This window comes from Claveliimonas bilis, assembly GCF_020892095.1.
GTDB lineage: Bacteria > Bacillota > Clostridia > Lachnospirales > Lachnospiraceae > Claveliimonas > Claveliimonas bilis.
Window position 1 is genome coordinate 1,454,804 of the sequence record NZ_AP024845.1, and the last position, 26,140, is coordinate 1,480,943.

Below are 26,140 nucleotides of genomic sequence, written 5' to 3' on the forward strand. Positions count from 1 at the left end.
TTATTTATTTAAGTAGTTAATTAGTTGAGTAATTAACTATATATGTATTAAAGCATAGAAAAGGATAAAAGTCAATAGCGACATTGAAATATGTTCCCAAACCAATTATACTTATAGAGATAAAATGTGGATAAGTCAGCAGATATAAGGATAATACAGGGAAATTTACTAAAAAGGGGACAGACTATGCGAACAATCAATGTGAATGAAATTACAGAGCAGATCAAGGAAATGTGCATCGAAGCAAATCATTATTTATCAAAGGATATGGATATTGCAATGAAAAGAGCAGAGGAGGAAGAAGCTGCTCCTCTTGGAAAAAAAATTTTGCATCAGCTTCAGGAAAATTTAGAAATTGCAGCAAAAGATACCATTCCTATATGTCAGGATACAGGTATGGCAGTAATTTTCCTGGAAATAGGGCAGGATGTCCATCTGGAGGGAGGACTTCTTGAAGAAGCTGTAAATGAAGGAGTCCGTCAGGGATATGTACAGGGATTCTTAAGAAAGTCAGTAGTAGGAGATCCTATCATCCGTGAGAATACAAAAGATAATACACCGGCAGTCATACACACCAAAATTGTGGCTGGAGACAAAATAAAAATAAAAGTGGCACCCAAAGGATTCGGCAGCGAGAATATGAGCCGCGTGTTCATGCTGAAACCGGCCGATGGACTGGAAGGTGTGAAAAATTCCATTTTAACAGCAGTGAAGGATGCAGGTCCAAACGCCTGTCCTCCTATGGTTGTAGGCGTGGGAATCGGAGGTACTTTTGAGAAATGCGCACTGATGGCAAAGGAGGCTTTGACGAGAGAAGTCGGAGTTCATTCTGATATTTGCTGGGTAAGAGAACTGGAAGAAGAAATGCTTAAAAAAGTAAACAGCCTTGGCATCGGTCCGGGAGGGCTTGGAGGAACGACAACAGCCCTTGCAGTCAATGTAAATACTTATCCTACTCATATAGCAGGCCTTCCGGTTGCAGTCAATATCTGCTGTCATGTAAACAGACACGTAGTCAGAGAGATTTAAAACAGAGAACTTTAAAACATAGAATTTTAGAATAGATAACTTAGGAATATGAGAAGAAAGGAAGTATCCGTTATGGATAAACATATAAAAGCACCTATATTAAAAGAAGAGGCAGAACAATTAACATCCGGAGATTATGTCTATATTACCGGAACCATTTATACTGCCCGGGATGCAGCTCATAAGAGAATGGACGAAGCGCTGAAAAGAGGAGAGAAGCTTCCTTTTCCAATTGAAAACGCAATGATTTACTATATGGGTCCTTCTCCTGCCAGAGAGGGGCGTCCTATCGGATCAGCAGGCCCTACAACGGCAAGCCGTATGGATAAATATACTCCTCGCCTGCTTGATCTGGGACTTGGAGCCATGATAGGAAAAGGAAAAAGAAGTCAGGAAGTTCTGGATGCGATTGTGAGAAATAAAAGCGTATATTTTGCAGCAGTAGGAGGCGCCGGAGCTCTTCTGTCAAAATGTATCAAAAGCTCTGAAGTGATCGCATATGAAGATTTAGGGACAGAAGCGGTGCGGAAATTGGAAGTGGAAGATTTCCCGGTGATCGTTGTGGCAGACTGTCATGGAAACAATCTGTATGAAAGTGCAATGAAAGAGTATAGAAAATAAGTATAATTAAAAAGGGAAGAAAAACGAGATGAAAAGAATATTACTTATGGTTTTCAGAAACTTTTTGCTTGTTCCGTTTGCCTGGTGCAGACTTTGTTATCATGCCAGCCATACGGAAAAGTATTCTGATGAGGAACAGTATGCTTTACTGAAATATATTACACTTCGGGCTAATCGTGGCGGAAATGTGACGATAGATGTTCACGGAAGTGAAAATATACCAAAGAAAAATGGATTTATGTTTTTTCCGAACCATCAGGGATTATATGATGTTCTGGCAATAATAGAAGCAACTCCCTGCCCTTTTTCTGTAGTAGCAAAAAAAGAGATTGCAAATATACCGTTTTTAAAGCAGGTCTTTGCCTGCATGAAGGCATATATGCTTGACAGAGAAGATGTGAGACAGGCTATGCAGGTAATTATCGATGTGACAAATGAAGTAAAAAAAGGAAGAAATTACCTGATCTTTGCAGAAGGGACACGGTCGAAAAACGGCAATCAGCTTCGGGATTTTAAAGGAGGAAGTTTTAAATCAGCTACAAAAGCAAAGTGTCCTATTGTTCCGGTAGCACTTTTAAATGCTTATAAACCATTTGATACAAATACGATTGCTCCTGTTACAGTACAGGTGCATTTTCTCAAACCCATGTATTATGAAGAATACAAGGATATGAAAACCACAGAGATCGCAGCGGAAGTAAAGAGCAGAATAGAAAAAGTGATCCGTGAAAACGAATCATAAATTTTTTTTGTTTTATCGTGATAAAATATTTGATATTTCTATATATAAAGGAATTGTAATCTTTCTCCCCATATTCTATAATTCAGAAAGGATAAAGTAATAGAATATGGAGGGATTTTGTATGTCTGGTGAAATAGAGGCTTCCCGGCGTATTACAGAAGGGGTGATCTGGAAACAGCTTTTGTTTTTCTTTTTTCCGATCATGCTGGGGAGTTTTTTTCAGCAGCTCTATAATACAGTAGATACAGTGATCGTTGGACAGTTTGTAGGGAAAACTGCTCTGGCGGCAGTTGGAGGATCTGCAGCACAGATCGTCAGCCTGATTGTAGGATTCTTTACAGGTCTCTGTTCGGGCGCGTCAGTAATTATAGCCCATTTCTTCGGAGCCAGAGACCAGGTAAGAATCGGAAAAGGCCTACATAATGCTTTCGTGCTTGCTCTGGCAGGAGGGATTTTCTTTACGATTGTAGGGATAATTTTTGCTCCGCAGATGCTGGCTAGAATGAATACACCTTCTGAAACAATCCCGGAGGCTACTGTATATCTGAGAATCTATTTTGCAGGACTTACTTTTGCTTTCATTTATAATATGGGATCCAGTATTTTGAGGGCGGCGGGAGATTCGAAGACACCTCTTTACTATCTGATTGCCTGCTGTTTTTTAAATATTATTCTGGATATTTTATTTGTTGTCGGGTTGAAAATGGGGGTGGCCGGAGCGGCATTAGCGACCTTTCTGTCTCAAGTATTCAGTGCTGTCCTGGTATTAGCGAATATGATCCGGGAAAAGGGATCTCTTCATTTATCTATAAGAAAACTTAAAGTTTCAAAAGATATTATGAAATCCCAACTGTGGCTGGGGTTGCCGACAGCATTTGAATCAACTTTGTTTGCCATTACAAATATTGCAATTCTATCCGCACTGAATACATTTGGAACAGATACAGTGGCGGCATGGTCAGCTCTTGGTAAAATGGATATGATTTTCTGGATTGTCAGCACTTCTTTCGGTATTGCTATTACATCATTTGTCGGACAAAATTACGGCGCAGGCCGCATGGATCGTGTGAAAAAAAGTACGAAGATCTGTATTGGAATGTATACCTTGTGCGCTATAGTGATAAGTTTATTCCTTGTTATAGGAAAAAGTGCTCTGTTTCGTTTATTCACATCGGACGAAAGAGTGATAGAAATAGGATGCGATATGCTGATGAGGATTGTTCCGTGGTATACTCTTTATGTATTTATTGAGGTACTGCCTGGGGCCCTGCGGGGAGTGGGGGATGTTATAGGTCCTGCAATTATTACATTGGTGGGAATCTGTGCAATGAGGATCATATGGCTTGTGGGAGCGTTGGAACTGTCTCCGACAATAGGAAGCATTTTGTTCAGTTATCCTGTAACGTGGATATTGACATCGTTGGCATTTATCTTTTATTACTGGAGAAAAAGTTCTTTTGAAAATAAAAAAATACATTGACATTTAAGAGGAGGTCTAGTATAATAACCTCTGCTGGAGAAATACTCAAGAGGCTGAAGAGGCGCCCCTGCTAAGGGTGTAGGTCGGGCAACCGGCGCGAGGGTTCAAATCCCTCTTTCTCCGTTGGCAAAACTACTGATAAAAGATCAGTGGTTTTTTGTTTGCCAAATTGCATAATAGCAATAGTATAATATATAGTGTTTCTTCTATTATAAATATACTAATTGTTGGGTGTCGAAAAAACTTGAAAAAAAGTTAAAAAAAGCTATTGACACTACAAAGTAAAAATGCTATTATATTTGAGCTGACTCGTTGAGGCGGCAAACAGCAAAAAAGCACCTTGATAACTGAACAATAGACAACGACCCTGAAAATTTCTAAGAGAAATATTCAGAACGGAAATCAGGCGGAAATCGAGAGATAGAAGCCTGGTGCCAACAGTAAATAACGGGATAGGAAAGCTAGTAGTTTTCCTGACCGAGAGAGAACTTTTTAACGAGAGTTTGATCCTGGCTCAGGATGAACGCTGGCGGCGTGCTTAACACATGCAAGTCGAGCGAAGCACCTACTTTGGATTTCTTCGGAATGACGAGGTTTGTGACTGAGCGGCGGACGGGTGAGTAACGCGTGGGCAACCTGCCTCACACAGGGGGATAACAGTTAGAAATGACTGCTAATACCGCATAAGACCACGAAACCGCATGGTTTTGAGGTAAAAACTCCGGTGGTGTGAGATGGGCCCGCGTCTGATTAGGTAGTTGGTGCGGTAACGGCGCACCAAGCCGACGATCAGTAGCCGACCTGAGAGGGTGACCGGCCACATTGGGACTGAGACACGGCCCAAACTCCTACGGGAGGCAGCAGTGGGGAATATTGCACAATGGGGGAAACCCTGATGCAGCGACGCCGCGTGAAGGATGAAGTATTTCGGTATGTAAACTTCTATCAGCAGGGAAGAAAATGACGGTACCTGACTAAGAAGCCCCGGCTAACTACGTGCCAGCAGCCGCGGTAATACGTAGGGGGCAAGCGTTATCCGGATTTACTGGGTGTAAAGGGAGCGTAGACGGCATTGCAAGTCTGGAGTGAAAACCCGGGGCTCAACCCCGGGATTGCTTTGGAAACTGTGGAGCTAGAGTACCGGAGAGGCAAGTGGAATTCCTAGTGTAGCGGTGAAATGCGTAGATATTAGGAGGAACACCAGTGGCGAAGGCGGCTTGCTGGACGGTAACTGACGTTGAGGCTCGAAAGCGTGGGGAGCAAACAGGATTAGATACCCTGGTAGTCCACGCCGTAAACGATGACTACTAGGTGTCGGTAAGCAAAGCTTATCGGTGCCGCAGCTAACGCAATAAGTAGTCCACCTGGGGAGTACGTTCGCAAGAATGAAACTCAAAGGAATTGACGGGGACCCGCACAAGCGGTGGAGCATGTGGTTTAATTCGAAGCAACGCGAAGAACCTTACCTGGCCTTGACATCCGAATGACCGGTGAGTAATGTCACCTTCCCTTCGGGGCAATCGAGACAGGTGGTGCATGGTTGTCGTCAGCTCGTGTCGTGAGATGTTGGGTTAAGTCCCGCAACGAGCGCAACCCTTACCTTCAGTAGCCAGCAAGTAAAGTTGGGGACTCTGGAGGGACTGCCAGGGACAACCTGGAGGAAGGTGGGGATGACGTCAAATCATCATGCCCCTTATGGCCAGGGCTACACACGTGCTACAATGGCGTAAACAAAGAGAGGCGAGGCTGTGAAGCGGAGCAAATCTCAAAAATAACGTCTCAGTTCGGATTGTAGTCTGCAACTCGACTACATGAAGCTGGAATCGCTAGTAATCGCGAATCAGAATGTCGCGGTGAATACGTTCCCGGGTCTTGTACACACCGCCCGTCACACCATGGGAGTTGGTAACGCCCGAAGTCAGTGACCCAACCTTTTAGGAGGGAGCTGCCGAAGGCGGGACCAGTAACTGGGGTGAAGTCGTAACAAGGTAGCCGTATCGGAAGGTGCGGCTGGATCACCTCCTTTCTAGGGAAAAGAAGTAGGGAGTTGTTGTCTATTGTTGAGTGATCAAGCTGTCAAAAGCTGATGACTTGATTCTGGTGGCGATGCGCCTGGGGGAAACACCCGTACCCATCCCGAACACGATGGTTAAGACCCGGGCGGCCGATGGTACTGCACTGGAGACGGTGTGGGAGAGTAGGTGGCCGCCAGATTAAAAAAGAAAAGAAGTGGCGGAAGCCCTTTGGAAAAGATGGGCTTATAGCTCAGCCGGTTAGAGCGCACGCCTGATAAGCGTGAGGTCGGTGGTTCGAGTCCACTTAAGCCCATTGGCGAAAGCCTTCAGATAAAAGAGGTAAAACCCACTTAAGCCCATACGGGGGATTAGCTCAGTTGGGAGAGCGCCTGCCTTGCAAGCAGGAGGTCACGAGTTCGAATCTCGTATTCTCCACTGTGCTTCAGGAATGAGGCACGATATGTACCTTGAAAACCGCATATAAGAAATAGATAAGATGAAATATCTTAACAAGACATCCGAGGTAATTGTTATGAACAGGAAACTGTTGTGATGATTACAACACTTTGAAGAAAACAAAGTAAAAAAATTGGCCGAAAGAACCAACACATGTAACGCTATACATGTGAGGAGGGAAGGGAACCCGTCCCTTTCATCCACGTTGGTTATGCAGAAAAGAGCACAGGGTGGATGCCTTGGCACTAAGAGCCGATGAAAGACGTGATAAGCTGCGAAAAGCTTCGGGGAGGAGCAAATATCCAATGATCCGGAGATATCTGAATGGGGAAACCCGGCGGAGAAAAGCTCCGTCAGCGTATGGTGAATCCATAGCCATGCGTGGGGAACCCGGTGAACTGAAACATCTAAGTAGCCGGAGGAAGAGAAAGAAACATCGATTTCCAAAGTAGCGGCGAGCGAAATGGAAAGAGCCCAAACCAGCGTGCGTGCATGCTGGGGTTCGGACCGCACAATTGATTCAACAAGTCTAGCAGAATGGTTTTGGGAAAGCCAGCCAGAGAGGGTGAAAGCCCCGTAAGCGAAAGATAAGTTGACAAGGCGGGATCCAGAGTACTACGAGACACGTGGAACCTTGTAGGAAGGAGCGGGGACCACCCCGTAAGGCTAAATACTCCTTAGTGACCGATAGCGCATAGTACTGTGAAGGAAAGGTGAAAAGGACCCCGGGAGGGGAGTGAAAGAGAACCTGAAACCCTGTGTTTACAAGCTGTGGAAGGACTATATAGGTCCGACCGCGTACTTTTTGTAGAACGGTCCGGCGAGTTACGCTGGCTGGCGAGGTTAAGTCCTTAAGGGATGGAGCCGAAGGGAAACCAAGTCTTAATAGGGCGATGAGTCAGTCGGAGTAGACCCGAAACCGGGTGATCTATCCATGTCCAGGTTGAAGTTGCCGTAAAAGGCAATGGAGGACCGAACCCACATCCGTTGAAAAGGGTGGGGATGAGGTGTGGATAGGGGAGAAATTCCAATCGAACCCGGAGATAGCTGGTTCTCCTCGAAATAGCTTTAGGGCTAGCCTCACACAAGTCTTACGGAGGTAGAGCACTGAATTTCCTAGGGGGCGTCAAAGCTTACCGAAGAATATCAAACTCCGAATGCCGTGTAGATGGTGTGTGGGAGTCAGACTGTACGAGATAAGTTGGACAGTCGAAAGGGAAAGAGCCCAGACCTGCAGCTAAGGTCCCAAAGTGTGTGTTAAGTGGAAAAGGATGTGGGATTTCAAAGACAACCAGGATGTTGGCTTAGAAGCAGCCATACATTAAAAGAGTGCGTAATAGCTCACTGGTCGAGAGGTCCTGCGCCGAAAATGTCCGGGGCTGAAACACACCACCGAAGCTCAGGAATGTATTTGATACATTGGTAGAGGAGCATTGCATACGGGAAGAAGCAGTACCGGAAGGAGCTGTGGACTGTATGGAAGAGAGAATGCCGGAATGAGTAGCGAGAGGAAGGTGAGAATCCTTCCGGCCGAATATCCAAGGTTTCCAGAGTAAAGCTGATCTGCTCTGGGTAAGTCGGGACCTAAGGCGAGGCCGAGAGGCGTAGCCGATGGACAACAGGTTGAGATTCCTGTACTACGATATGACAGAACTGTGGGGACGCAGAAAGAGAGCACTACCGGGAATGGAGAGACCGGGGCAAGCGAGGTAGGAGGCAGGTAGGCAAATCCGCCTGCCAATCTGAAGACGTGATGCATACCGAACTAAGAGTAGGGAAATGTGTGAGCTGGCTGCCAAGAAAAGCCGCTATTGTTCATATCGTACCCGTACCGTAAACCGACACAGGTAGATGAGGAGAGAATCCTAAGGCCGACGGGAGAAGCATTGTTAAGGAACTCGGCAAAATGACTCCGTAACTTCGGGAGAAGGAGTGCCTGGGAGACCAGGCCGCAGAGAATTGGCCCAAGCAACTGTTTAGCAAAAACACAGGTCTATGCGAAACCGAAAGGTGAGGTATATGGGCTGACGCCTGCCCGGTGCTGGAAGGTTAAGGGGAGAGGTTAGCGCAAGCGAAGCTTTGAACTTAAGCCCCAGTAAACGGCGGCCGTAACTATAACGGTCCTAAGGTAGCGAAATTCCTTGTCGGGTAAGTTCCGACCCGCACGAAAGGCGTAATGATTTGGGCACTGTCTCGACAATGCACCCGGTGAAATTGAAATACCAGTGAAGATGCTGGTTACCTGCGCCAGGACGGAAAGACCCCATGGAGCTTTACTCCAGCTTGATACTGGGATTCGGTATTGCATGTACAGGATAGGTGGGAGGCTAGGAAGAGAAGACGCCAGTCTTTTTGGAGCCGCTGTTGGGATACCACCCTTGCAGTGCTGGGTTTCTAACCTGCAGCCGTGATCCGGCTGGGGGACAATGTCAGGTGGGGAGTTTGACTGGGGCGGTCGCCTCCGAAAGGGTATCGGAGGCGCTCAAAGGTTCCCTCAGAATGGTCGGAAACCATTCGAAGAGTGCAAAGGCAGAAGGGAGCTTGACTGCGACACCGACGGGTGGAGCAGGTACGAAAGTAGGACTTAGTGATCCGGTGGTATAAAGTGGGATTGCCATCGCTCAACGGATAAAAGCTACCCTGGGGATAACAGGCTTATCACTCCCAAGAGTTCACATCGACGGAGTGGTTTGGCACCTCGATGTCGGCTCATCGCATCCTGGGGCTGAAGTAGGTCCCAAGGGTTGGGCTGTTCGCCCATTAAAGCGGTACGCGAGCTGGGTTCAGAACGTCGTGAGACAGTTCGGTCCCTATCCGGCGTGGGCGTAGGATATTTGAGAGGAGCTGTCCTTAGTACGAGAGGACCGGGATGGACTGGCCGCTGGTGTATCTGTTGGCTTACCAAGGCCATGGCAGAGTAGCCAAGCCGGGAAGGGATAAACGCTGAAGGCATCTAAGCGTGAAGCCCCCCTCAAGATGAGATATCCCTACGAAAGTAGTAAGACCCCTTGAAGACGACGAGGTAGATAGGGCAGAGGTGGAAGTGTGGCAACACATGGAGCTGACTGTTACTAATCGGTCGAGGGCATAACCAAGGAAGGTTCAAAAAGGCTGGAAGATGGATAGATTTCTTGTATGTGGTTTTGAAGGTACATAATAATCAGTTATGTATTACTTCAATATGGCCCAGTGGCTCAGTTGGTTAGAGCGCCGCCCTGTCACGGCGGAGGTCGAGAGTTCGAGTCTCTTCTGGGTCGTTTATATGGGATCTTAGCTCAGCTGGGAGAGCATCTGCCTTACAAGCAGAGGGTCATAGGTTCGAGCCCTATAGGTCCCATATTATGGATGGATTCCCGAGTGGCCAAAGGGGGCAGACTGTAAATCTGTTGGCAACGCCTTCGAAGGTTCGAATCCTTCTCCATCCATTAGCCGATTAAGTTCTTGAGAGATAAGAATCGGCGGAGAAGCAAGCAATACTTGCAATAAGCCGATGTGGCTCAATTGGCAGAGCAGCTGATTTGTAATCAGCAGGTTATCGGTTCGAGTCCGATCATCGGCTTTTCAATCCAAATATTTGTTAAATACTGACGCGGGGTGGAGCAGTCTGGAAGCTCGTCGGGCTCATAACCCGAAGGTCGTAGGTTCAAATCCTGCCCCCGCAATTTTGCCCAGATAGCTCAGTCGGTAGAGCAGAGGACTGAAAATCCTCGTGTCGCTGGTTCGATTCCGGCTCTGGGCACTTTCTTTTCTTCAAAACTTTTAGGTAAATAGGGGCGTGTAGCTCAGGTGGTAGAGCACTTGACTTTTAATCAAGTTGTCCGGGGTTCGAATCCCCGCACGCTCATTATTGAAAATAACGGAGAGCCAATTACATGGCTTTCCGTTATTTTTTGAGATTTTCAAAGTAAAGGATTCTTTAGAAGTAATACTTTTTAGAAATGATACTCTTTAGAAATACCCAGCTTTCTTCTAAATTCAGCAGTTGCATTTTCCAGATGAAATTCCTCAAGTGCCACCCAAAGTAGAATATTATTTAAGCGATATAGGGAAACGATTTTTTCCTGTATTAGATACTTTAGAAGATTGGGGAAAACAATATATTCAGTATATAAATGAAACAGAAGTTTAAAGATATTTACATTTTTACCCGGGGTATTTTGCAGTTTTACCCATGGATATATGTAAGTGGGGACGTAGTAAAGTTTAACTTCAATGTTATTAAGTTTAGAAAATGAGTCCTCAAAAGAAAGACAGTGTTGATATCCAAATCTACGCTGTCATTCTTTTATGCAGACCGATAAAGCAGACCGCTGTCTGCTTCAAATTCCTGTTCCGTATTTTCCCCTTTTATGCTATCCTATAAGTGAAATAGATCACTGCTTTTGGGGAAGGTGTTCTGGGAAAACTTCTTTCCCTTCTTATTGGGACTTTATATTTAAGCAGTAATATTTCAACATCTGGCGGCGCTGTCCCATTTGGACAGCGCCATGATTTTAAGCAGATATCTACTGCTGTACTCAGGCTGATCTGATAATCATATTTCCAAGATGTTTTTTGGGGAAGCGAGATGTGAAACAGGATGCTTTTACAATAATTGAACATGATGACTTTTGCATACAGTTCCTGCAGGACATACTCTATTCTTTTTGAATGAAGCGCACTGGCCCCAAGATTATATTTTAGCTGGGAAAATGCTGTCTCTATCATCCAACGCATACGGTAGAGTTCCTGGAGCATTCCAACGGGCATTTCTTCTTTGGACAGATTCGTAAAAAGGATCTCGGAAAGATCTTCGTTTACTTTCAACTTTATCACTCGTAGTTTCATCGGATATTCCGTTTGCTCTTCCGTAAAAAAGTCAAACTTTGCACCGGATCGGATCCGTTTGTAGAGTTCCGGCTGTTCTTTGGTGCCACGGCAGTGTTTTTTACAGATGACGACAGGACATTCCACATCGAATTGTTCCTGATCGGGAATGGCTAAACTGGAAAGGATCCCCCTGTCTCCCTGCCGTCCCCGGATCACAAAATTCCATCCTTTTTCCAAGATATGTGCAAAGGTATTATAACTTTCATATCCCCGGTCGGCAGTAAGGATGACTTTGCTGGAAATTTCCGTTTGTGCCAGCATGGTAATAAGGGCGGAGTGTTCATCTTTTTCATGGACAGGCTGAAACAGGACCTGATCAAAAATACCGCTGTTTAGATGGTATAAAGCGTTTAGATGGATTGCGTTTTTCCCTTTTTGTGTGTTAGGGATCTTTCGATGGCAGAGAGGTTCTTTTTTATTTTCCGGGAAGGAGAGCTCTGAACCGTCAGCAGCAAGAAGATGATAGCCATGGAAGTTGGAATGTTTGGGGAGAGAGGCCGTAAAAACAGAAAAGAGGACTTTCATAGTATTGGGCTTGAGTTTGCCGCGCTGTTGCAGCATGGCGGAAGAGGTAGGAAGATCCGGGCGATAGGAGAAAAAGTCCAAAAGTTCCTTATCCAAAGACTTAGCGCCTAAAGAAAGAAGGAAACGTAAGGTATCAAAAAAGGAAATTTTTCTGGAACGGGAAAAATCTTTTCCGGGACGTTTTACATAAGAATCAGAACTACGGGACATTTTTTTCATAATGTGTATTAATTTTTGTTTTGTGATAAGGGAATAATCAGCCATTTGAAACCTCCAAAAAAGTATATATTCAAATGGCTTCGCCACAAATTTTGTATGATTTGTCAAGTGTTTTCATCAAAAAAGCATGGAATATTTCTTGTTCCATGCTTTTCGAATCTTAATTTCTAAACTTAATGACATTGAAGTTTAACTTTACTACGTCCCCAGTACAATTTATCCTTTTTTCTTTACCATTCTCGCCTGTATAATCAGATACAGCGGATAGATCAGACAAAGCAGTGGAAGAAGATAATTTGCCGGGAAACCTAATTTTTCAATAAATCCTTGGATCAAAATAAAGATGATGATCAAAGGGAGAATATAGGTCAGGTAGCCTTTCGTCCATTTTGGAAGCTTCAGGCCCTTTCCGCTGTTTACTTCTGTATAGTAATTATCCCAATTCCATGCGTACCGGTTAGTACAGAATAAAAGGTATAAAAGAGATCCAAGCGGAAGAAGCGTATTGGATAAAATAAAGTCTTCCAGGTCCTGTACAGTTGTGCCGGGTCCAAAGGGCTGGAATCCGCTCCATAGATTGAATCCGAGAGCACATGGCAGGGAAAGTATAATGATTGCAATAATATTTACAATAACAGCTTTTTTACGTGTCCAGCCAAAATCAATGGCAAATGCGATAATATTCTCAAATACAGCAATGATTGTTGTAAGAGAAGCAAAAGCCAGGAATACGAAGAACAGGGAACCCCATACACGACCTCCGGCCATTTCGCTGAATGTCTGCGGCAATGTAACAAAGATCAGGCTCGGACCGCTTCCGGCATCCACATTGTAAGTGAAGCAGGCTGGGAAAATAACCAGTCCTGAGAAGAAGGCAACTGTTGTATCAAGGATTACTACATTCAGGCTTTCGGAAACGAGAGAGTGTTCTTTATCGATATAGCTTCCGAAAATTGCCAGTGCTCCGATTCCAAGACTCAAAGTAAAGAAAGACTGTCCCAATGCAGCAAATAAGATTTCTCCAAGGGAGTAATTTTCAAGAGCCGCTTTGAAATTAGGAATCAGATAGAAGGAAAGACCTTCCTTTGCGCCTTCCAGGAAAAAACTGTGGATAACCAGTACGATCAGAATGAGGAACAGAAGTCCCATCATGTATTTCGATACTTTTTCCACACCGCCTTTCAAGCCGCGTGAACAGATTAAAAATCCTACAATTGTTACAACCAGCATCCAGCTTATCTGCTGTACGGGATCTGCAAGAAATTCACTGAAAGTAGTTTCTACTTGTGCGGTGTTTAACCCGGTCATCTGACCGGAGGCCATTTTGTAAAAATAAGCCAATGTCCAGCCGCCGACAGTTGTGTAAAACATCATAAGCATATAGTTTCCAATAAGCGGAACCAGCTTGGTAAGGTGCCATTTTGTTCCTGCAGGTTCCAGAACCTCAAAAGATTTGGCTGCAGATTTTTGTGAAGCCCGCCCGACAGAAAATTCCATTGTCATAATAGGAAGTCCCAGTATTGCCAGGAAGATCAGATAAATAATGACAAAGGCAGCTCCTCCGTACTGTCCTGTAATATAGGGGAAGCGCCATACGTTTCCAAGTCCGATGGCACATCCGGCGCTGATAAGGACAAAGCCGAGCCGGGAAGAAAACTTTTCTCTTTTCATTTTTATTTAACCTCATTTTCTACACTCTCATCCTTTTTATTCTAAGGAATAGTATATGCCTTGTCAATCAGAGAATATGCATAAAAGGGGGAATTTCTGGAAAAAATAAGGTTGACAGTTCCGGAAATATCGTTTATATTTGTTTGTAGATAAAAGGGAGTAACTAGCATACACATTTTATAGTATGTTTGCGATAACGTCAGTACGATGAGAAATCATCCGTATCGTAATGAAATAGTGAGACTTTTATTGCATAACAAATTTTATGCAATAAAGTCTCTTTTTTTGTTCCTTTTCATCAAAGAGTTTTATTGCAAAAGAAAGTGAGGAGAAAAATATGCTGACAAGCGAACAAGCCAGACAAAACCAGGAAAAATACGGTTTTAATGAGCTGGTAGAAGGAAAGAAAAAAAGTGTCTTTCAGATTTTTCTGGAACAGTATAAGGACTTTCTCGTTATCATACTGATCATAGCGGCTATTGTATCAGGATTTCTGGGAGATGTGGAAAGTACTGTTGTTATTCTGGTAGTTATTACCATGAATGCAATCCTGGGAACTGTACAGACCGTTAAGGCAGAGCAGTCGTTGGACAGCTTAAAGCAAATGTCCGCACCGGAAGCAAAGGTTATTCGTGACGGAACGTTGATTCAGATTCCGGCAAGAGAGGTTACAATCGGTGACCGTGTTATTTTGGAGGCGGGTGACTGTGTACCTGCAGATGGAAAACTGGCAGAGTGTGCCAGCTTAAAAGTAGATGAAAGTGCTTTGACAGGAGAAAGTCTTTCCGTAGAAAAATCTCTGGATGAGGTTCCGGAAGGAGCGGCTCTTGGTGATCAGACGAATCGGGTATTTTCAGGAAGTTTTGTTACGTACGGACGGGGAGCTTTTGAAGTAACCGGAATTGGTATGGGAACAGAAGTCGGAAAGATTGCCAGCCTTTTGAAAAACACATCCGAAAAACGTACACCGCTTCAGGTAAATCTGGATGAGTTTGGAAGAAAACTTTCTATATTAATACTGATCTTCTGTGGAATCTTATTTGCCATTAATATTTTCCAGGGCGGTTCGGTAGGAGATGCATTCCTTTTTGCTGTTGCGCTGGCCGTTGCGGCGATCCCGGAGGCATTAAGTTCTATTGTAACAATCGTACTCTCCTTTGGTACTCAGAAAATGGCAAGAGAACATGCTATTATCCGTAAACTGCAGGCAGTAGAAGGTCTTGGAAGTGTGTCTATTGTCTGTTCCGATAAGACAGGTACACTGACTCAGAATAAGATGACAGTGGAAGATTACTATGTGGATGAAAAAAGAATCCCGGCAGCACATATTGATCTGAATGAAGAAAATCAAAATATGCTGCTTCATTTCAGTATTCTCTGCAACGATTCCACCAACACAGACGGTCAGGAAATCGGTGATCCTACAGAGACTGCACTTATTAACCTGGGAAGCCGTCTTGGCAAAGAGGCTCTTGAGGTCAGAGATACTTATGAAAGAAAGTCAGAAATTCCGTTTGACAGCGACAGAAAACTGATGTCTACAGCGCATGAGCTTCGCGGAAAACATATTATGGTTGTAAAAGGAGCGGTAGATGTTCTCCTTACAAGAATGACCCATGTCCGCATTGGCAAAGATGTATTGCCTATGACAGAGGAGGAAAAGGCGAAGATCGAGGCCCAGAATATGGAATTCTCCAGAGGAGGTCTTAGAGTTCTGGCTTTTGCCTACAGGGAAATCGAAGGTGACCGGGCTATTACTCTGGAAGATGAAAATGATCTGACCTTCCTCGGACTGGTATCCATGATGGATCCGCCGAGAGAAGAATCTAAAGCAGCAGTTGAAGAATGTATCGAGGCAGGAATCAAGCCGATCATGATTACCGGCGACCATAAGGTAACAGCAGCAGCTATTGCAAAACGGATCGGAATCTTAAAAGATGAATCAGAAGCCTGTGAGGGAGCAGTCATTGAAAATATGTCTGACGAAGAGCTGCAGGAGTTTGTTCCGAAAATTTCGGTATATGCAAGAGTATCACCGGAGCATAAGATCCGAATCGTCCGCGCATGGCAGGACAGAGGCAACATCGTTGCCATGACAGGAGATGGTGTAAACGATGCGCCGGCTCTGAAACAGGCGGATATCGGTGTGGCAATGGGAATTACGGGAACAGAAGTTTCCAAAGATGCAGCGGCGATGGTGCTGACAGATGATAATTTTGCTACTATCGTTAAGGCGGTAGAAAACGGACGTAACCTGTACAGGAATATCAAATATTCCATTCAGTTCCTTCTTTCCGGAAACTTCGGAGCGATTCTTACTGTTTTGTTCGCATCAATCGCAAGCTTGCCGGTTCCGTTTGAACCCGTACATCTTTTGTTTATTAACCTTTTGACAGACAGTCTTCCTGCTATCGCACTGGGTCTGGAACCTCATACAAAGGATGTAATGAAGGAAAAACCAAGACCGATCAACGAATCGATCCTTACCAAGGATTATCTCCTTAGGATAGGAACAGAGGGACTCTGTATCGGAGCCATGACTACAATTGCATTTTTGATCGGTCTGAACCAGGGAGGCAGTCTTCTTGGAAGCACTCTGGCATTCGGAACCTTATGTACATCCAGGCTGGTACATGGATTTAACTGTAAATCCAACAAGCCGGTGATCTTTACGAATCGTTTCTTCAATAATGTATATCTGATAGGCGCATTCGTATTAGGGCTTTTACTGATCACAGGCGTGCTGATGATACCTGGACTTCACAATATCTTCCAGGTTGTCACATTAAACGGAACACAGCTTCTGACTGTATATGGACTGGCGCTTCTTAACCTGCCGATCATACAGTTTTTAAAGAAATTGAGGAAATAAAATGGATTTAAATAAAGAAAACATCAAAAAAATAAGAGGAATTATCATTTTTACGGCACTTCTTATCGTATGTCTCTGGAAATATGATGTAGTGTTTGAGTTTTTTCGCTTTATCTTTGGTGTTACCTTTCCCTTTATTTTGGGAGGAGCCTTTGCGTTTGTACTGAATGTACCTATGAATTTTTTTCAGCGCCATCTCTTCCCGGAGGAAAGAATAGAAAAGACCAGGTGGCTTAAAAAAGCCGCCCGGCCTTTCAGTCTGATCCTGGTTCTGATTCTGGTAATCGGAGTTGTGTCTGTAGTTATGTTTATATTGATTCCGCAGCTGGGAGCTACATTTGGAAGCCTGGGCAGCAGTATCCAGAATTTTGTGCCAAAAGTACAAAAATGGGCGGAAAATGTTTTTGAAGGAAATGAACAGATCAGAAGCTGGATTGGCAACCTGAATTTTGACTGGAACAGGATTATGGAAGTAGGAGTGGATTTTTTCCGCCATGGTGCAGGCAATATGCTGGATTCCACTATAACAGTGGCAAGGAGTATTATCAGTGGACTGACAACTTTCTTTATTGCATTTGTATTTGCCTGCTATATTCTTCTGCAGAAGGAAAAGCTCAATATTCAGGTGAAAAAGGTAATGTTCGCTTTTATTCCAAGAGGAAAAGCGGAGGCAGCGCTGGAGGTATTTTCTCTTACCTATAATACCTTTTCCAGTTTTTTGACAGGGCAATGTGTGGAGGCGGTAATCCTCGGATCCATGTTTGTGGTTTCTATGTCTGTTTTAAAAATACCATATGCTCTGCTGATAGGTATTGTAATAGCATTTACCGCTCTGATTCCTATTTTCGGTGCTTTTATCGGGTGCGCCATCGGTGCGTTTCTTATATTTATGGTAAATCCTGTAAAAGCATTGATCTTTGTCATTTTATTTTTAATTTTACAGCAGATTGAAGGAAATCTGATCTATCCCCATGTGGTGGGAAATTCTGTAGGACTGCCGTCTATTTGGGTACTGGCAGCAGTCAGTATAGGCGGAAGCCTGATGGGGATTGTGGGAATGCTTATTTTTATTCCTATTGTGTCGGTATTGTACGCACTGTTTCGTGAGATCGTGTATCTGAAACTGAAACAGCAGCAGATTGATCCGTCTGAAATAGAATAAACAGATTTCTGGTGATATCTGGCGTCTGCTTTCATAAGATATAGAAAGAAGACAGTTCAGGTGAAAGAATGCTCAATTATCTGTGGGCCGGAATGATCCTGACCGGGATCATTTATGGGGCCTGTACCGGAAATCTTGTGGAAATTACAAATGCAGCTCTGGATTCCTCCAAAGAGGCCATTACACTGTGTATAACGATGGCAGGCGTAATGGCCTTTTGGACAGGATTAATGGAGATTGCAGAACGAAGCGGAATGATCGCAGGCCTTGCCAGAAAAATGAGGCCGGTCATCCGCTTTTTATTTCCCGCTTTGCCTAAAGGGCATCCGGCTGCCAGGCATATTACAACGAATATCATTGCCAATATACTGGGGCTTGGCTGGGCGGCGACACCGGCAGGACTTAAGGCTATGGAAGAACTGAAAAATGTAGAAGAGGACAGAAGAAGAGGAATCCTGCCCGGGCCGGTAAGAAAGAAGGGGATTGCCAGCAATGAAATGTGTACATTTTTGATCATCAATATTTCTTCTTTGCAGCTGATCCCGGTTAATATTATCGCCTACAGGAGCCAGTACGGAAGCGTGAATCCGGCAGCTATTGTGGGAGCAGGGATCCTGGCGACTACCGTGAGTACGGGAGCAGCAGTTGTATATTGTAAGATGAAAGAGCGAAAATGGAGAGCGTAGAGCTCTCCGTTTTTAAAATTTCTTGTTGATAATACACAAAAAATATTAAAAAATTTCAATGAAAGGCAAAAAAAATTCTATGTTTTATAATCTGCTTCTTAGATATACTGTCAATATCAACAAAAGCACAGACGAGTTGTGCGAAAAAGAAGGGAGAAAAGTAAAATGAAAAAGAAAATGGCCTTATTGACAATGGCTGCAGTACTGGCGCTTTCTGTTACTGCATGTGGTTCCAGCGACAGCGGATCCTCAAGTGACGATTCCTCCAGCTCATCAAGCTCAGAGGTAGCTAACAAAGACAAACCGCTGGTATGGTTCAACCGTCAGCCATCTAACAGCTCTACAGGAGAGCTTGACATGACAGCACTTAGCTTCAACGATGACACATACTATGTAGGATTCGATGCAAACCAGGGTGCTGAACTTCAGGGAACAATGGTAAAAGACTACATCGAAGCAAACATCGATACAATCGACCGTAACGGTGACGGCGTGATCGGATATGTACTGGCTATCGGTGATATCGGACACAACGACTCTATCGCACGTACAAGAGGTGTTCGTAAAGCTCTTGGAACAGGCGTTGAGGCAGATGGAGCAATCAACAGCGAGCCGATCGGAACAAACACAGACGGATCTGCAACAGCAGTACAGGATGGTTCCATTGAAGCAGGTGGAAAAACATATGTTGTTCGTGAGCTGGCTTCACAGGAAATGAAAAACTCTGCAGGTGCTACATGGGATGCGGCTACAGCAGGTAATGCAATTGGAACATGGTCTTCCTCCTTTGGTGATCAGATTGACGTAGTTGTTTCTAACAACGACGGAATGGGAATGTCAATGTTCAATGCATGGTCAAAAGATAACAAAGTTCCGACATTCGGATATGATGCAAACAACGATGCTGTAGCTGCTATCGCTGAAGGATACGGCGGAACAATCAGCCAGCATGCAGACGTACAGGCTTACCTGACACTTCGTGTACTTCGTAACGCACTGGACGGCGTAGATGTTGATACAGGTATCGGAACAGAAGACGAAGCAGGAAACGTTCTGACAGACGATGTTTATACATACAATGCAGATGAGCGTTCTTACTACGCACTGAACGTTGCAGTAACAGCTGAAAACTATGAAGAATTTACAGATTCTACAAAAGTTTACGAGCCGGTATCCAACCAGCTTGATGAAGCAGACCATGCAACAAAGAAGGTATGGCTGAACATTTACAACGCTTCTGATAACTTCTTAAGCTCAACATATCAGCCGCTTCTTCAGAACTATGATGATCTTCTTAACCTGGATGTTGAATACATCGGTGGAGATGGACAGACAGAGTCCAACATCACAAACCGTCTTGGAAACCCAAGCCAGTATGATGCATTTGCTATCAACATGGTTAAGACAGACAATGCAAGTTCCTACACATCAATACTTAGTCAATAGAATTTTGGGGAATAGGGATGAGGCGATTATAGGGGAGAAGAAATTCTCCCCTAATAATCTATTTAGGACTATGAAGATACCGGAAACAACTTTCCGGTATAGATCATGAAAATCAATATACGTATACAGGAGTAATAGTAATGGCAGATAAGAAAGATGATATCGTCTTATCGATACGCGGTATGAGCAAATCCTTCGGTCGTAACCGGGTTCTGGATCACATCAATCTGGATGTGAAGAGAGGAACAGTTATGGGACTGATGGGTGAAAATGGCGCCGGTAAGTCAACAATGATGAAATGCCTCTTCGGGACATACCAGAAAGATGAAGGCAATATCTTCCTTGATGGAAAGGAAGTCAGTTTTTCCGGACCAAAAGATGCTCTTGAAAACGGCATTGCAATGGTGCATCAGGAACTGAATCAGTGTCTGGAACGAAATGTAGTTGATAATTTATTCCTTGGACGTTATCCAGTAAACTCTATGGGTATCGTTGATGAGGGGCGAATGAAAAAAGAGGCATCTGAGCTTTTCAGAAAGCTTGGAATGACAGTTAACCTTACACAGCCGATGCGGAACATGTCCGTATCCCAGAGGCAGATGTGTGAGATTGCAAAAGCGATTTCCTACAATTCAAAGGTAATCGTTCTGGATGAGCCTACTTCTTCCCTGACAGTACAGGAGGTAGATAAGCTCTTTGAAATGATGAGAATGCTGAAGGAGCAGGGAATTGCTCTGATCTACATTTCTCATAAAATGGATGAGATCTTTACGATCTGTGATGAGGTATCTGTACTTCGGGATGGTAACCTTGTTATGACAAAGAGTTCCCAAGAAACAGATATGAATGAACTGATTGCGGCGATGGTTGGACGTTCTCTTGAGAACAGATTCCCGCCAGTAGATAATACACCGAAGGATGTAATCCTGTCTGTTCAGCATTTATCTACAAAATTTGAACCATACCTTCAGGATATTTCTTTTGATGTAAGGGAAGGTGAGATTTTCGGATTGTACGGACTGGTAGGAGCCGGACGTACAGAGCTTCTGGAAACAATCTTCGGAGTGAGGACCAGAGCAGCAGGGCGTGTTTACTTTAATAACAAACTCATGAACTTCAGCAGTGCCAAAGAGGCAATGGATCACGGCTTTGCCATGATTACGGAGGAACGTAAAGCCAACGGACTTTTCCTCAAAGCGGACCTGACCTTCAACACGACCATTGCGAATCTGGATCAGTATAAAGCCGGTCTGGCACTTTCAGATGCCAAAATGGTAAAGGCAACCGCAAATGAAATTAAGACGATGCATACAAAATGTATGGGACCTGACGATATGATCACCAGTCTTTCAGGAGGAAATCAGCAGAAAGTAATTTTCGGAAAGTGGCTGGAGAGAGATCCGCAGGTATTCATGATGGATGAGCCGACAAGAGGTATCGATGTCGGAGCAAAATACGAAATCTACGAGTTGATCATTAAAATGGCAAAAGAAGGGAAAACGATCATTGTTGTTTCTTCAGAAATGCCGGAAATTCTGGGAATTACCAACCGTATCGGAGTTATGTCCAACGGACACCTTTCCGGAATTGTAAATACGAAAGAGACAAATCAGGAAGAGCTTTTAAGACTCAGTGCAAAATACCTATAATGAGGGAGATTGATAGATATGGCTAATGGAAACAGTAAAGTCCTTACGGCAGAGCAGGAAATGGAGCTGCTTGCGCCAATTAAGGATTATGTCGGGAAAATTCAGACAGAGATTGACAGCCTGAGAGAAGATGGTACAGATAAAGTTGTTTCAATCCAGAACGTTATGGACGGACTGAAAAGAGACAAAAGCCGGACAAAGAGTGAGAAGGATGCAGAAATTGCAAAACTTCAGGAGACTCTGGGAAAGGCAAAGGCAGTAGAGGCACAGAATAAAGATAAAATATCTAAACTGATTGCTGATGCAGAGAAATATCTGAACGCTCATTTCGATAAAGAATATTATCAGCCGGTAAAAGAAAGCTGCGAGCAGGAAAAAGTGCTGGCAAAAGAAAAATACAAAGAGGATGTTGCCAGACTGGAAAAAGAACATCAGCAGAACCTTTCCAAGCTTTCTGATCACCAGGAAATCAAAGATGAAAAATACGTTCATAAGAACAGGCTGTTTGATGCTAAAATGGAACTGCAGAAAAATCTTCAGCAGATCAAAGACAGAAGACATGCAGCTTTCTCATACAGATACCATTTGATCGACCTGCTCCGTATGTCCAAGTTTACATTCGGAGAGACAATGGCTCAAAGATGGGAAAACTACAAATATACATTTAACCGCAGGTCATTCCTCCTGCAGAACGGTTTGTATATTGCGATCCTTTTAATCTTTATCATCCTGTGTATCATCACTCCGATGATAAAAGGATCACCGCTTCTTACATACAATAACGTATTGAATATCCTGCAGCAGGCTTCACCAAGAATGTTCCTTGCACTTGGTGTTGCAGCTCTGATCCTCCTTGCAGGTACAGACCTTTCCATCGGACGTATGGTTGGTATGGGTATGACCACAGCAACGATCATCATGCACCAGGGAATCAATACAGGCGGTGTGTTCGGACATATCTTTGACTTTACGACTATGCCGATCGCTTTAAGAATCGTTCTGGCGCTGGTAGCATGTGTTGTTTTATGTACATTCTTCACAGCTATTGCAGGATTTTTCACAGCGAAATTTAAGATGCATCCGTTCATTTCAACAATGGCAAACATGCTTGTTATCTTCGGTCTTGTTACTTACGCAACAAAAGGTGTATCCTTTGGTGCGATCGAGCCTACAATTCCGAACATGATCATTCCAAAGATCAATGGTTTCCCAACTATTATCCTTTGGGCAGTAGCAGCCATTGCAATTGTATGGTTCATCTGGAATAAGACAACATTCGGAAAGAATCTGTATGCAGTCGGCGGAAACCCGGAAGCAGCAGTTTCAGGTATTTCCGTATTTGCTGTAACAGTAGGAGCTTTCGTTCTGGCAGGAATCCTTTACGGATTCGGATCATGGCTGGAATGTATCAGAATGGTAGGATCAGGATCTGCAGCTTATGGGCAGGGCTGGGAGATGGATGCGATCGCAGCCTGCGTTGTAGGTGGTGTATCCTTTACCGGTGGTATCGGTAAGATCTCCGGTGTAGTAGTTGGTGTATTTATCTTCACCGCACTTACCTATTCTCTTACAATCCTCGGTATCGACACAAACCTTCAGTTCGTGTTCTCCGGTATCATTATCCTTGTAGCGGTAACACTGGACTGTCTGAAATATGTTCAGAAGAAATAATATAATTTAATTGATTTGGCACGTGGCACTTTTTCTGTGTTACGTGCCAAATTGCATTTTACCCTGTCTTAAATTGTAAATATTTACCAGCAATCTATGTCATATAATTTTCACTTTATTTCCCCGTTGTCTAATATAATCGCGCTATACTGTCTTTTGTACCATATAGACAAAAAACATCTGTTTATGTCAAAAAGAAAGGAGCGTAACAAGATATGGAAAGCACAGAAGAAGCGCTTGAAGACTTTAGGAAATATCTGATTGAATGCGAAAAAGGAATTTCCACACAAAAAAATTATGTAAGGACAATTCGGGATATGATACAGCAGCCAGATTATGTTCTGTCAAAAGAATGGATGGCTGTCTATCGAAACAGACTGAAGGAACGTTATAGCGGAACGACGGTAAATAACCGTCTGGCAGCTATTAATAATTATCTCGAATATAAGGGAGAAACCTGGAAAGTAAAATATATCCGCATTCAGAAAAAAGCATATATTGAGGAGTCCAGGGAATTCGGGAGAAAAGAGTATGAAAACCTTCTAAAGGCATGTGAGGAAGATAAGCGCTTGTATCTGGCTGTGGAAACACTGTGCTCTACCGGGATCCGTATTGGAGAACTGAAACATATACGGGCAGAACTGTTGGATACAGGGAGCGTCAATGTTCTGCTCAAAGGAAAACAAAGAAGAATCCTTTTACCGGATCGACTGATTGAACGTTTAAAGCAGTACTGCAAGGAGCAAAACATAGAGGAAGGCCCCGTGTTTGTAACACGTACAGGACGTCCGCTGGATCGGAGCAACTTGTGGCGCAGCATGAAAAGAGCGGGAGAAAAAGCGGGACTTTCATCGGAGAAAGTCTATCCTCACAATTTACGCCACTTATTTGCAAGTGTATTTTACAGACGGGAGAAAGATCTTTTGAAATTAGCTGATATTTTAGGTCATAGCAGCATTGAGACTACCAGGCAATATCTGGTATCAAGCGGCAAAGAGCACCGTCAGAAAATCAATGAGATGGATTTAGTCAAATAAAAAACAACACAATCCGCCTTGTGTTGTTTTTCTGTCTTATTCTATATCATAAATTTCCAATTTTTGTCAATAGTTTTTTATAAAAATGTAAAAAACGGAAAATCTATGCCAAAAATCCATATTTCCCCTTTTATTTTTATCTGCACGTCAAATAAATTTTTAATATATTTTTCTGGGGTTGATTGAAATCCTTACTGCAACATTGAAGTTGTAACTGCACATTGAAAACTTTATGAAGTTGTAACTGCACGCTGTCATGAGTAACTGCAACAGTTTTAATCTGTTTTTCTAGCTTTGGATTGCTTTTTTTCGATTTTCCTTGTAAAATTTCTTAAAGGAAGGCATCACAAAACACAGACTGCATTTTTTACTTTTCGCAGAAGTTGTAAATGCACCCCGTTTGTGTTCTCTTTTTTATCGTGTCCTGCCTTCTCTAAAATTCCGGTTTACTTCTTAAACAAAGCCGGTGTAAGGGTTATGGAATTGGACGGGATTTTCTCAAGGCCCAGGAGGTTCGCAGTTTCCTGACCGTAGATCTTGACAAAAAGATCGATTGGAGCCTGTCCGTTCCATTTTTTTCGCGGATAGGAATTGATATGGTTCATCATTTTCCTAATCTCTTCCTCCGTATATTCATCCTTTCCATGTTTCTTAGGTATGATATAGCGGATCAGTTCATGGTTCCTTTCACAGTTGCTCTTCTGATTTGTATTCATCGGATCACAATAGAATACGCGGCATTGAATTTCCCCGGTCTCCATATCTGCTTCGATTTTTTGGGGATCGCTAAATTCACTTCCCCGATCGGTAATAATAACCTGGAAAAGTATCCGAAACTTTTCGTCTCCAAGTGCTTTCCTCAGCCGACAGAATATTTCCGTTACAGATCCTGCTGTATTGCGTTCTCTCAGAAACATGAGCTGCAAGTCACAGTTGGTAAACAGGATTGTCAGCAGTGTCTGGCCTCCTTTGTGTATGACCACACTGTCCATCTGGCTGACCATGGCATCTGGATTCTGGTGCATATATTCCTCGTATTCTTCATAACTGCGTCCGATATGGCATTTCCGGTCTACCCGGAGAACCGGGCCGCTCTTTTTCCGTTCCGGCCTGCGCAGTTTCCTTCTCAAGTCTATATTTCTGGCATCCAGAAGACCTGCATCAATATAGGAATAGATTGTCCGTTCCGATACTGGCAGTTCATCTCTGTGACGTTCACAGATAATCGGGAGTGACTGTCCTTTTTTTAACAGCGGTGTGATCGTATCATTGATCCGATTTAATTCCTGCTCCGAGAGAGAGATGCCTTTCCGTGATTCAGAGAGCATCTGTTCATACTGTTGCTGAGCATACCTGGCGTCGTAAAGCATCCTGCGCAGACGGCAACGAAGCCGGTGGTCACATACATTGCATACAAACGGCGACTTTTCATAGTCTATACAGAACTCTTCCTGATAATCAGGGCACCCTTCCTGACATCGTCCACAGGCTGTCTGGCACTGCTTCTTCCCACGAAAGCAGCCTAGACGACAGTTCGGGATTCTGGTGCAGGTACGATGATGGATACAGTTGTTGCCTTTGGAAGTGGAGACCAGCCTCCTGTGTGCTTTAATCTCTCTGCCGACAGTAGACCGATCCTTTCCAATGTTTTTGGCGATCTGTGCGACCTTCAATCCCTGCTGCAGACCTGCCTGGATGGCAAGCCTGTCATCATATGTAAGGTGTTTATTACTCATGGTTACCTCCAATCCGAAGGCAGGACAAGGATAGTATACTGGAAAAAAGGCAAAAAGAAACCATGAAGTTACAACTGCAACTCCATGCCCCATATGCCTTATAATTCTAACTGCAACGACCTATGTTGCAACTAATTTTTCAATTGACCTATATTTTTCTGGTTTTAAAAACATCTTGTGAAAAAATAAATTTTTCTAACTCATTAAACAACACAGGGCGGATTGTGTTGTTTTAAAAGAAACTGAATACAAAC

15 protein-coding genes, 10 tRNA genes and 3 rRNA genes are annotated in these 26,140 nt (G+C 43.7%); 25 read left to right on the forward strand and 3 right to left on the reverse strand.

Annotated features, from left to right (window positions below):
• Window positions 1–186: 186 nt before the first annotated feature.
• The 18 genes from EUBC25_RS07155 (at window position 187) to EUBC25_RS15000 (ending at window position 10,472) form a co-directional block, all read left to right on the forward strand.
• Complete coding sequence (locus tag EUBC25_RS07155; RefSeq protein WP_230107475.1) at window positions 187–1,029, forward strand: fumarate hydratase; 843 nt, start codon at window positions 187–189, stop codon at window positions 1,027–1,029.
• A 72-nt stretch (window positions 1,030–1,101) separates the two neighbouring features.
• Window positions 1,102–1,650, forward strand: a complete 549-nt coding sequence (locus EUBC25_RS07160; protein WP_230107476.1) for a Fe-S-containing hydro-lyase — start codon at window positions 1,102–1,104, stop codon at window positions 1,648–1,650.
• Window positions 1,651–1,678: 28 nt separating this feature from the next.
• Window positions 1,679–2,392 carry a lysophospholipid acyltransferase family protein gene (locus tag EUBC25_RS07165; RefSeq protein ID WP_230107477.1) on the forward strand — a complete coding sequence of 238 codons (714 nt, stop codon included), beginning with the start codon at window positions 1,679–1,681 and terminating at the stop codon, window positions 2,390–2,392.
• 121 nt (window positions 2,393–2,513) lie between these two features.
• On the forward strand, window positions 2,514–3,872 hold the full coding sequence (locus EUBC25_RS07170) for an MATE family efflux transporter (protein WP_230107478.1): 1,359 nt from the start codon (window positions 2,514–2,516) through the stop codon (window positions 3,870–3,872).
• A gap of 35 nt (window positions 3,873–3,907) precedes the next feature.
• Window positions 3,908–3,995, forward strand: a tRNA-Ser gene (locus EUBC25_RS07175).
• Between the two features lie 368 nt (window positions 3,996–4,363).
• A 16S ribosomal RNA gene (locus EUBC25_RS07180) occupies window positions 4,364–5,898 on the forward strand.
• A 70-nt stretch (window positions 5,899–5,968) separates the two neighbouring features.
• Window positions 5,969–6,086: ribosomal RNA gene (gene rrf, locus EUBC25_RS07185) — 5S ribosomal RNA — on the forward strand.
• A 40-nt stretch (window positions 6,087–6,126) separates the two neighbouring features.
• Window positions 6,127–6,200: transfer RNA gene (locus EUBC25_RS07190), tRNA-Ile, on the forward strand.
• Window positions 6,201–6,249: 49 nt separating this feature from the next.
• A tRNA-Ala gene (locus EUBC25_RS07195) sits at window positions 6,250–6,322 on the forward strand.
• A 228-nt stretch (window positions 6,323–6,550) separates the two neighbouring features.
• Window positions 6,551–9,438 (forward strand): 23S ribosomal RNA (locus EUBC25_RS07200).
• Together the 16S, 23S and 5S rRNA genes with 10 tRNA genes alongside form the textbook arrangement of a ribosomal RNA operon.
• Before the next feature lie 88 nt (window positions 9,439–9,526).
• A tRNA-Asp gene (locus EUBC25_RS07205) sits at window positions 9,527–9,600 on the forward strand.
• Between the two features lie 7 nt (window positions 9,601–9,607).
• Window positions 9,608–9,680, forward strand: a tRNA-Val gene (locus EUBC25_RS07210).
• Between the two features lie 6 nt (window positions 9,681–9,686).
• A tRNA-Tyr gene (locus tag EUBC25_RS07215) sits at window positions 9,687–9,768 on the forward strand.
• Between the two features lie 61 nt (window positions 9,769–9,829).
• Window positions 9,830–9,902: transfer RNA gene (locus tag EUBC25_RS07220), tRNA-Thr, on the forward strand.
• 29 nt (window positions 9,903–9,931) lie between these two features.
• Window positions 9,932–10,005: transfer RNA gene (locus EUBC25_RS07225), tRNA-Met, on the forward strand.
• A 4-nt stretch (window positions 10,006–10,009) separates the two neighbouring features.
• Window positions 10,010–10,082, forward strand: a tRNA-Phe gene (locus EUBC25_RS07230).
• A 32-nt stretch (window positions 10,083–10,114) separates the two neighbouring features.
• Window positions 10,115–10,187 (forward strand) — tRNA-Lys (locus EUBC25_RS07235).
• A 165-nt stretch (window positions 10,188–10,352) separates the two neighbouring features.
• The gene (locus EUBC25_RS15000) at window positions 10,353–10,472 is read left to right on the forward strand and encodes a winged helix-turn-helix transcriptional regulator (RefSeq protein ID WP_230107479.1); all 120 of its coding nucleotides are present in this window, start codon (window positions 10,353–10,355) and stop codon (window positions 10,470–10,472) included.
• Between the two features lie 218 nt (window positions 10,473–10,690).
• Here EUBC25_RS15000 and EUBC25_RS07245 read toward each other — a convergent pair whose 3' ends face one another.
• Entirely contained in the window at window positions 10,691–12,001 is a 1,311-nt protein-coding gene (locus EUBC25_RS07245) for an IS4 family transposase (protein ID WP_230106013.1), read from the reverse strand.
• A 171-nt stretch (window positions 12,002–12,172) separates the two neighbouring features.
• Window positions 12,173–13,627, reverse strand: a complete 1,455-nt coding sequence (locus tag EUBC25_RS07250) for a sodium-dependent transporter (protein WP_230107480.1) — start codon at window positions 13,625–13,627, stop codon at window positions 12,173–12,175.
• Between the two features lie 337 nt (window positions 13,628–13,964).
• Here EUBC25_RS07250 and EUBC25_RS07255 point away from each other — a divergent pair, with 337 nt between their 5' ends.
• From EUBC25_RS07255 to EUBC25_RS07285, 7 genes are all read left to right on the forward strand, one after another.
• Entirely contained in the window at window positions 13,965–16,499 is a 2,535-nt protein-coding gene (locus tag EUBC25_RS07255) for a cation-translocating P-type ATPase (RefSeq protein WP_230107481.1), read from the forward strand.
• Window position 16,500: 1 nt separating this feature from the next.
• A complete protein-coding gene (locus EUBC25_RS07260; RefSeq protein WP_230107482.1) occupies window positions 16,501–17,661 on the forward strand; it encodes an AI-2E family transporter in 1,161 nt (386 codons plus the stop codon).
• Window positions 17,662–17,729: 68 nt separating this feature from the next.
• Window positions 17,730–18,347, forward strand: coding sequence for a nucleoside recognition protein (locus tag EUBC25_RS07265; protein ID WP_230107483.1), 618 nt, complete (start codon window positions 17,730–17,732; stop codon window positions 18,345–18,347).
• Window positions 18,348–18,512: 165 nt separating this feature from the next.
• Window positions 18,513–19,793 (forward strand): substrate-binding domain-containing protein, encoded by a 1,281-nt coding sequence (locus EUBC25_RS07270; RefSeq protein WP_230107484.1) that lies wholly within the window; start codon window positions 18,513–18,515, stop codon window positions 19,791–19,793.
• Window positions 19,794–19,933: 140 nt separating this feature from the next.
• Window positions 19,934–21,442 (forward strand): sugar ABC transporter ATP-binding protein, encoded by a 1,509-nt coding sequence (locus EUBC25_RS07275; protein WP_230107485.1) that lies wholly within the window; start codon window positions 19,934–19,936, stop codon window positions 21,440–21,442.
• A gap of 18 nt (window positions 21,443–21,460) precedes the next feature.
• The gene (locus tag EUBC25_RS07280) at window positions 21,461–23,113 is read left to right on the forward strand and encodes a galactose/methyl galactoside ABC transporter permease MglC (RefSeq protein ID WP_230107486.1); all 1,653 of its coding nucleotides are present in this window, start codon (window positions 21,461–21,463) and stop codon (window positions 23,111–23,113) included.
• Between the two features lie 215 nt (window positions 23,114–23,328).
• The gene (locus EUBC25_RS07285) at window positions 23,329–24,150 is read left to right on the forward strand and encodes a tyrosine-type recombinase/integrase (protein WP_230107487.1); all 822 of its coding nucleotides are present in this window, start codon (window positions 23,329–23,331) and stop codon (window positions 24,148–24,150) included.
• Window positions 24,151–24,596: 446 nt separating this feature from the next.
• Here EUBC25_RS07285 and EUBC25_RS07290 read toward each other — a convergent pair whose 3' ends face one another.
• Window positions 24,597–25,886, reverse strand: a complete 1,290-nt coding sequence (locus EUBC25_RS07290) for an IS30 family transposase (protein ID WP_230105002.1) — start codon at window positions 25,884–25,886, stop codon at window positions 24,597–24,599.
• Window positions 25,887–26,140 lie beyond the last annotated feature (254 nt).

Coding starts and splice junctions, on each gene's coding strand:
- EUBC25_RS07155 (WP_230107475.1), top strand. CDS start 187: ATGCGAACAATCAATGTGAATGAAATTACAGAGCAGATCAAGGAAATG.
- EUBC25_RS07160 (WP_230107476.1), top strand. CDS start 1,102: ATGGATAAACATATAAAAGCACCTATATTAAAAGAAGAGGCAGAACAA.
- EUBC25_RS07165 (WP_230107477.1), top strand. CDS start 1,679: ATGAAAAGAATATTACTTATGGTTTTCAGAAACTTTTTGCTTGTTCCG.
- EUBC25_RS07170 (WP_230107478.1), top strand. CDS start 2,514: ATGTCTGGTGAAATAGAGGCTTCCCGGCGTATTACAGAAGGGGTGATC.
- EUBC25_RS07245 (WP_230106013.1), bottom strand. CDS start 12,001: ATGGCTGATTATTCCCTTATCACAAAACAAAAATTAATACACATTATG.
- EUBC25_RS07250 (WP_230107480.1), bottom strand. CDS start 13,627: ATGAAAAGAGAAAAGTTTTCTTCCCGGCTCGGCTTTGTCCTTATCAGC.
- EUBC25_RS07255 (WP_230107481.1), top strand. CDS start 13,965: ATGCTGACAAGCGAACAAGCCAGACAAAACCAGGAAAAATACGGTTTT.
- EUBC25_RS07260 (WP_230107482.1), top strand. CDS start 16,501: ATGGATTTAAATAAAGAAAACATCAAAAAAATAAGAGGAATTATCATT.
- EUBC25_RS07265 (WP_230107483.1), top strand. CDS start 17,730: ATGCTCAATTATCTGTGGGCCGGAATGATCCTGACCGGGATCATTTAT.
- EUBC25_RS07270 (WP_230107484.1), top strand. CDS start 18,513: ATGAAAAAGAAAATGGCCTTATTGACAATGGCTGCAGTACTGGCGCTT.
- EUBC25_RS07275 (WP_230107485.1), top strand. CDS start 19,934: ATGGCAGATAAGAAAGATGATATCGTCTTATCGATACGCGGTATGAGC.
- EUBC25_RS07280 (WP_230107486.1), top strand. CDS start 21,461: ATGGCTAATGGAAACAGTAAAGTCCTTACGGCAGAGCAGGAAATGGAG.
- EUBC25_RS07285 (WP_230107487.1), top strand. CDS start 23,329: ATGGAAAGCACAGAAGAAGCGCTTGAAGACTTTAGGAAATATCTGATT.
- EUBC25_RS07290 (WP_230105002.1), bottom strand. CDS start 25,886: ATGAGTAATAAACACCTTACATATGATGACAGGCTTGCCATCCAGGCA.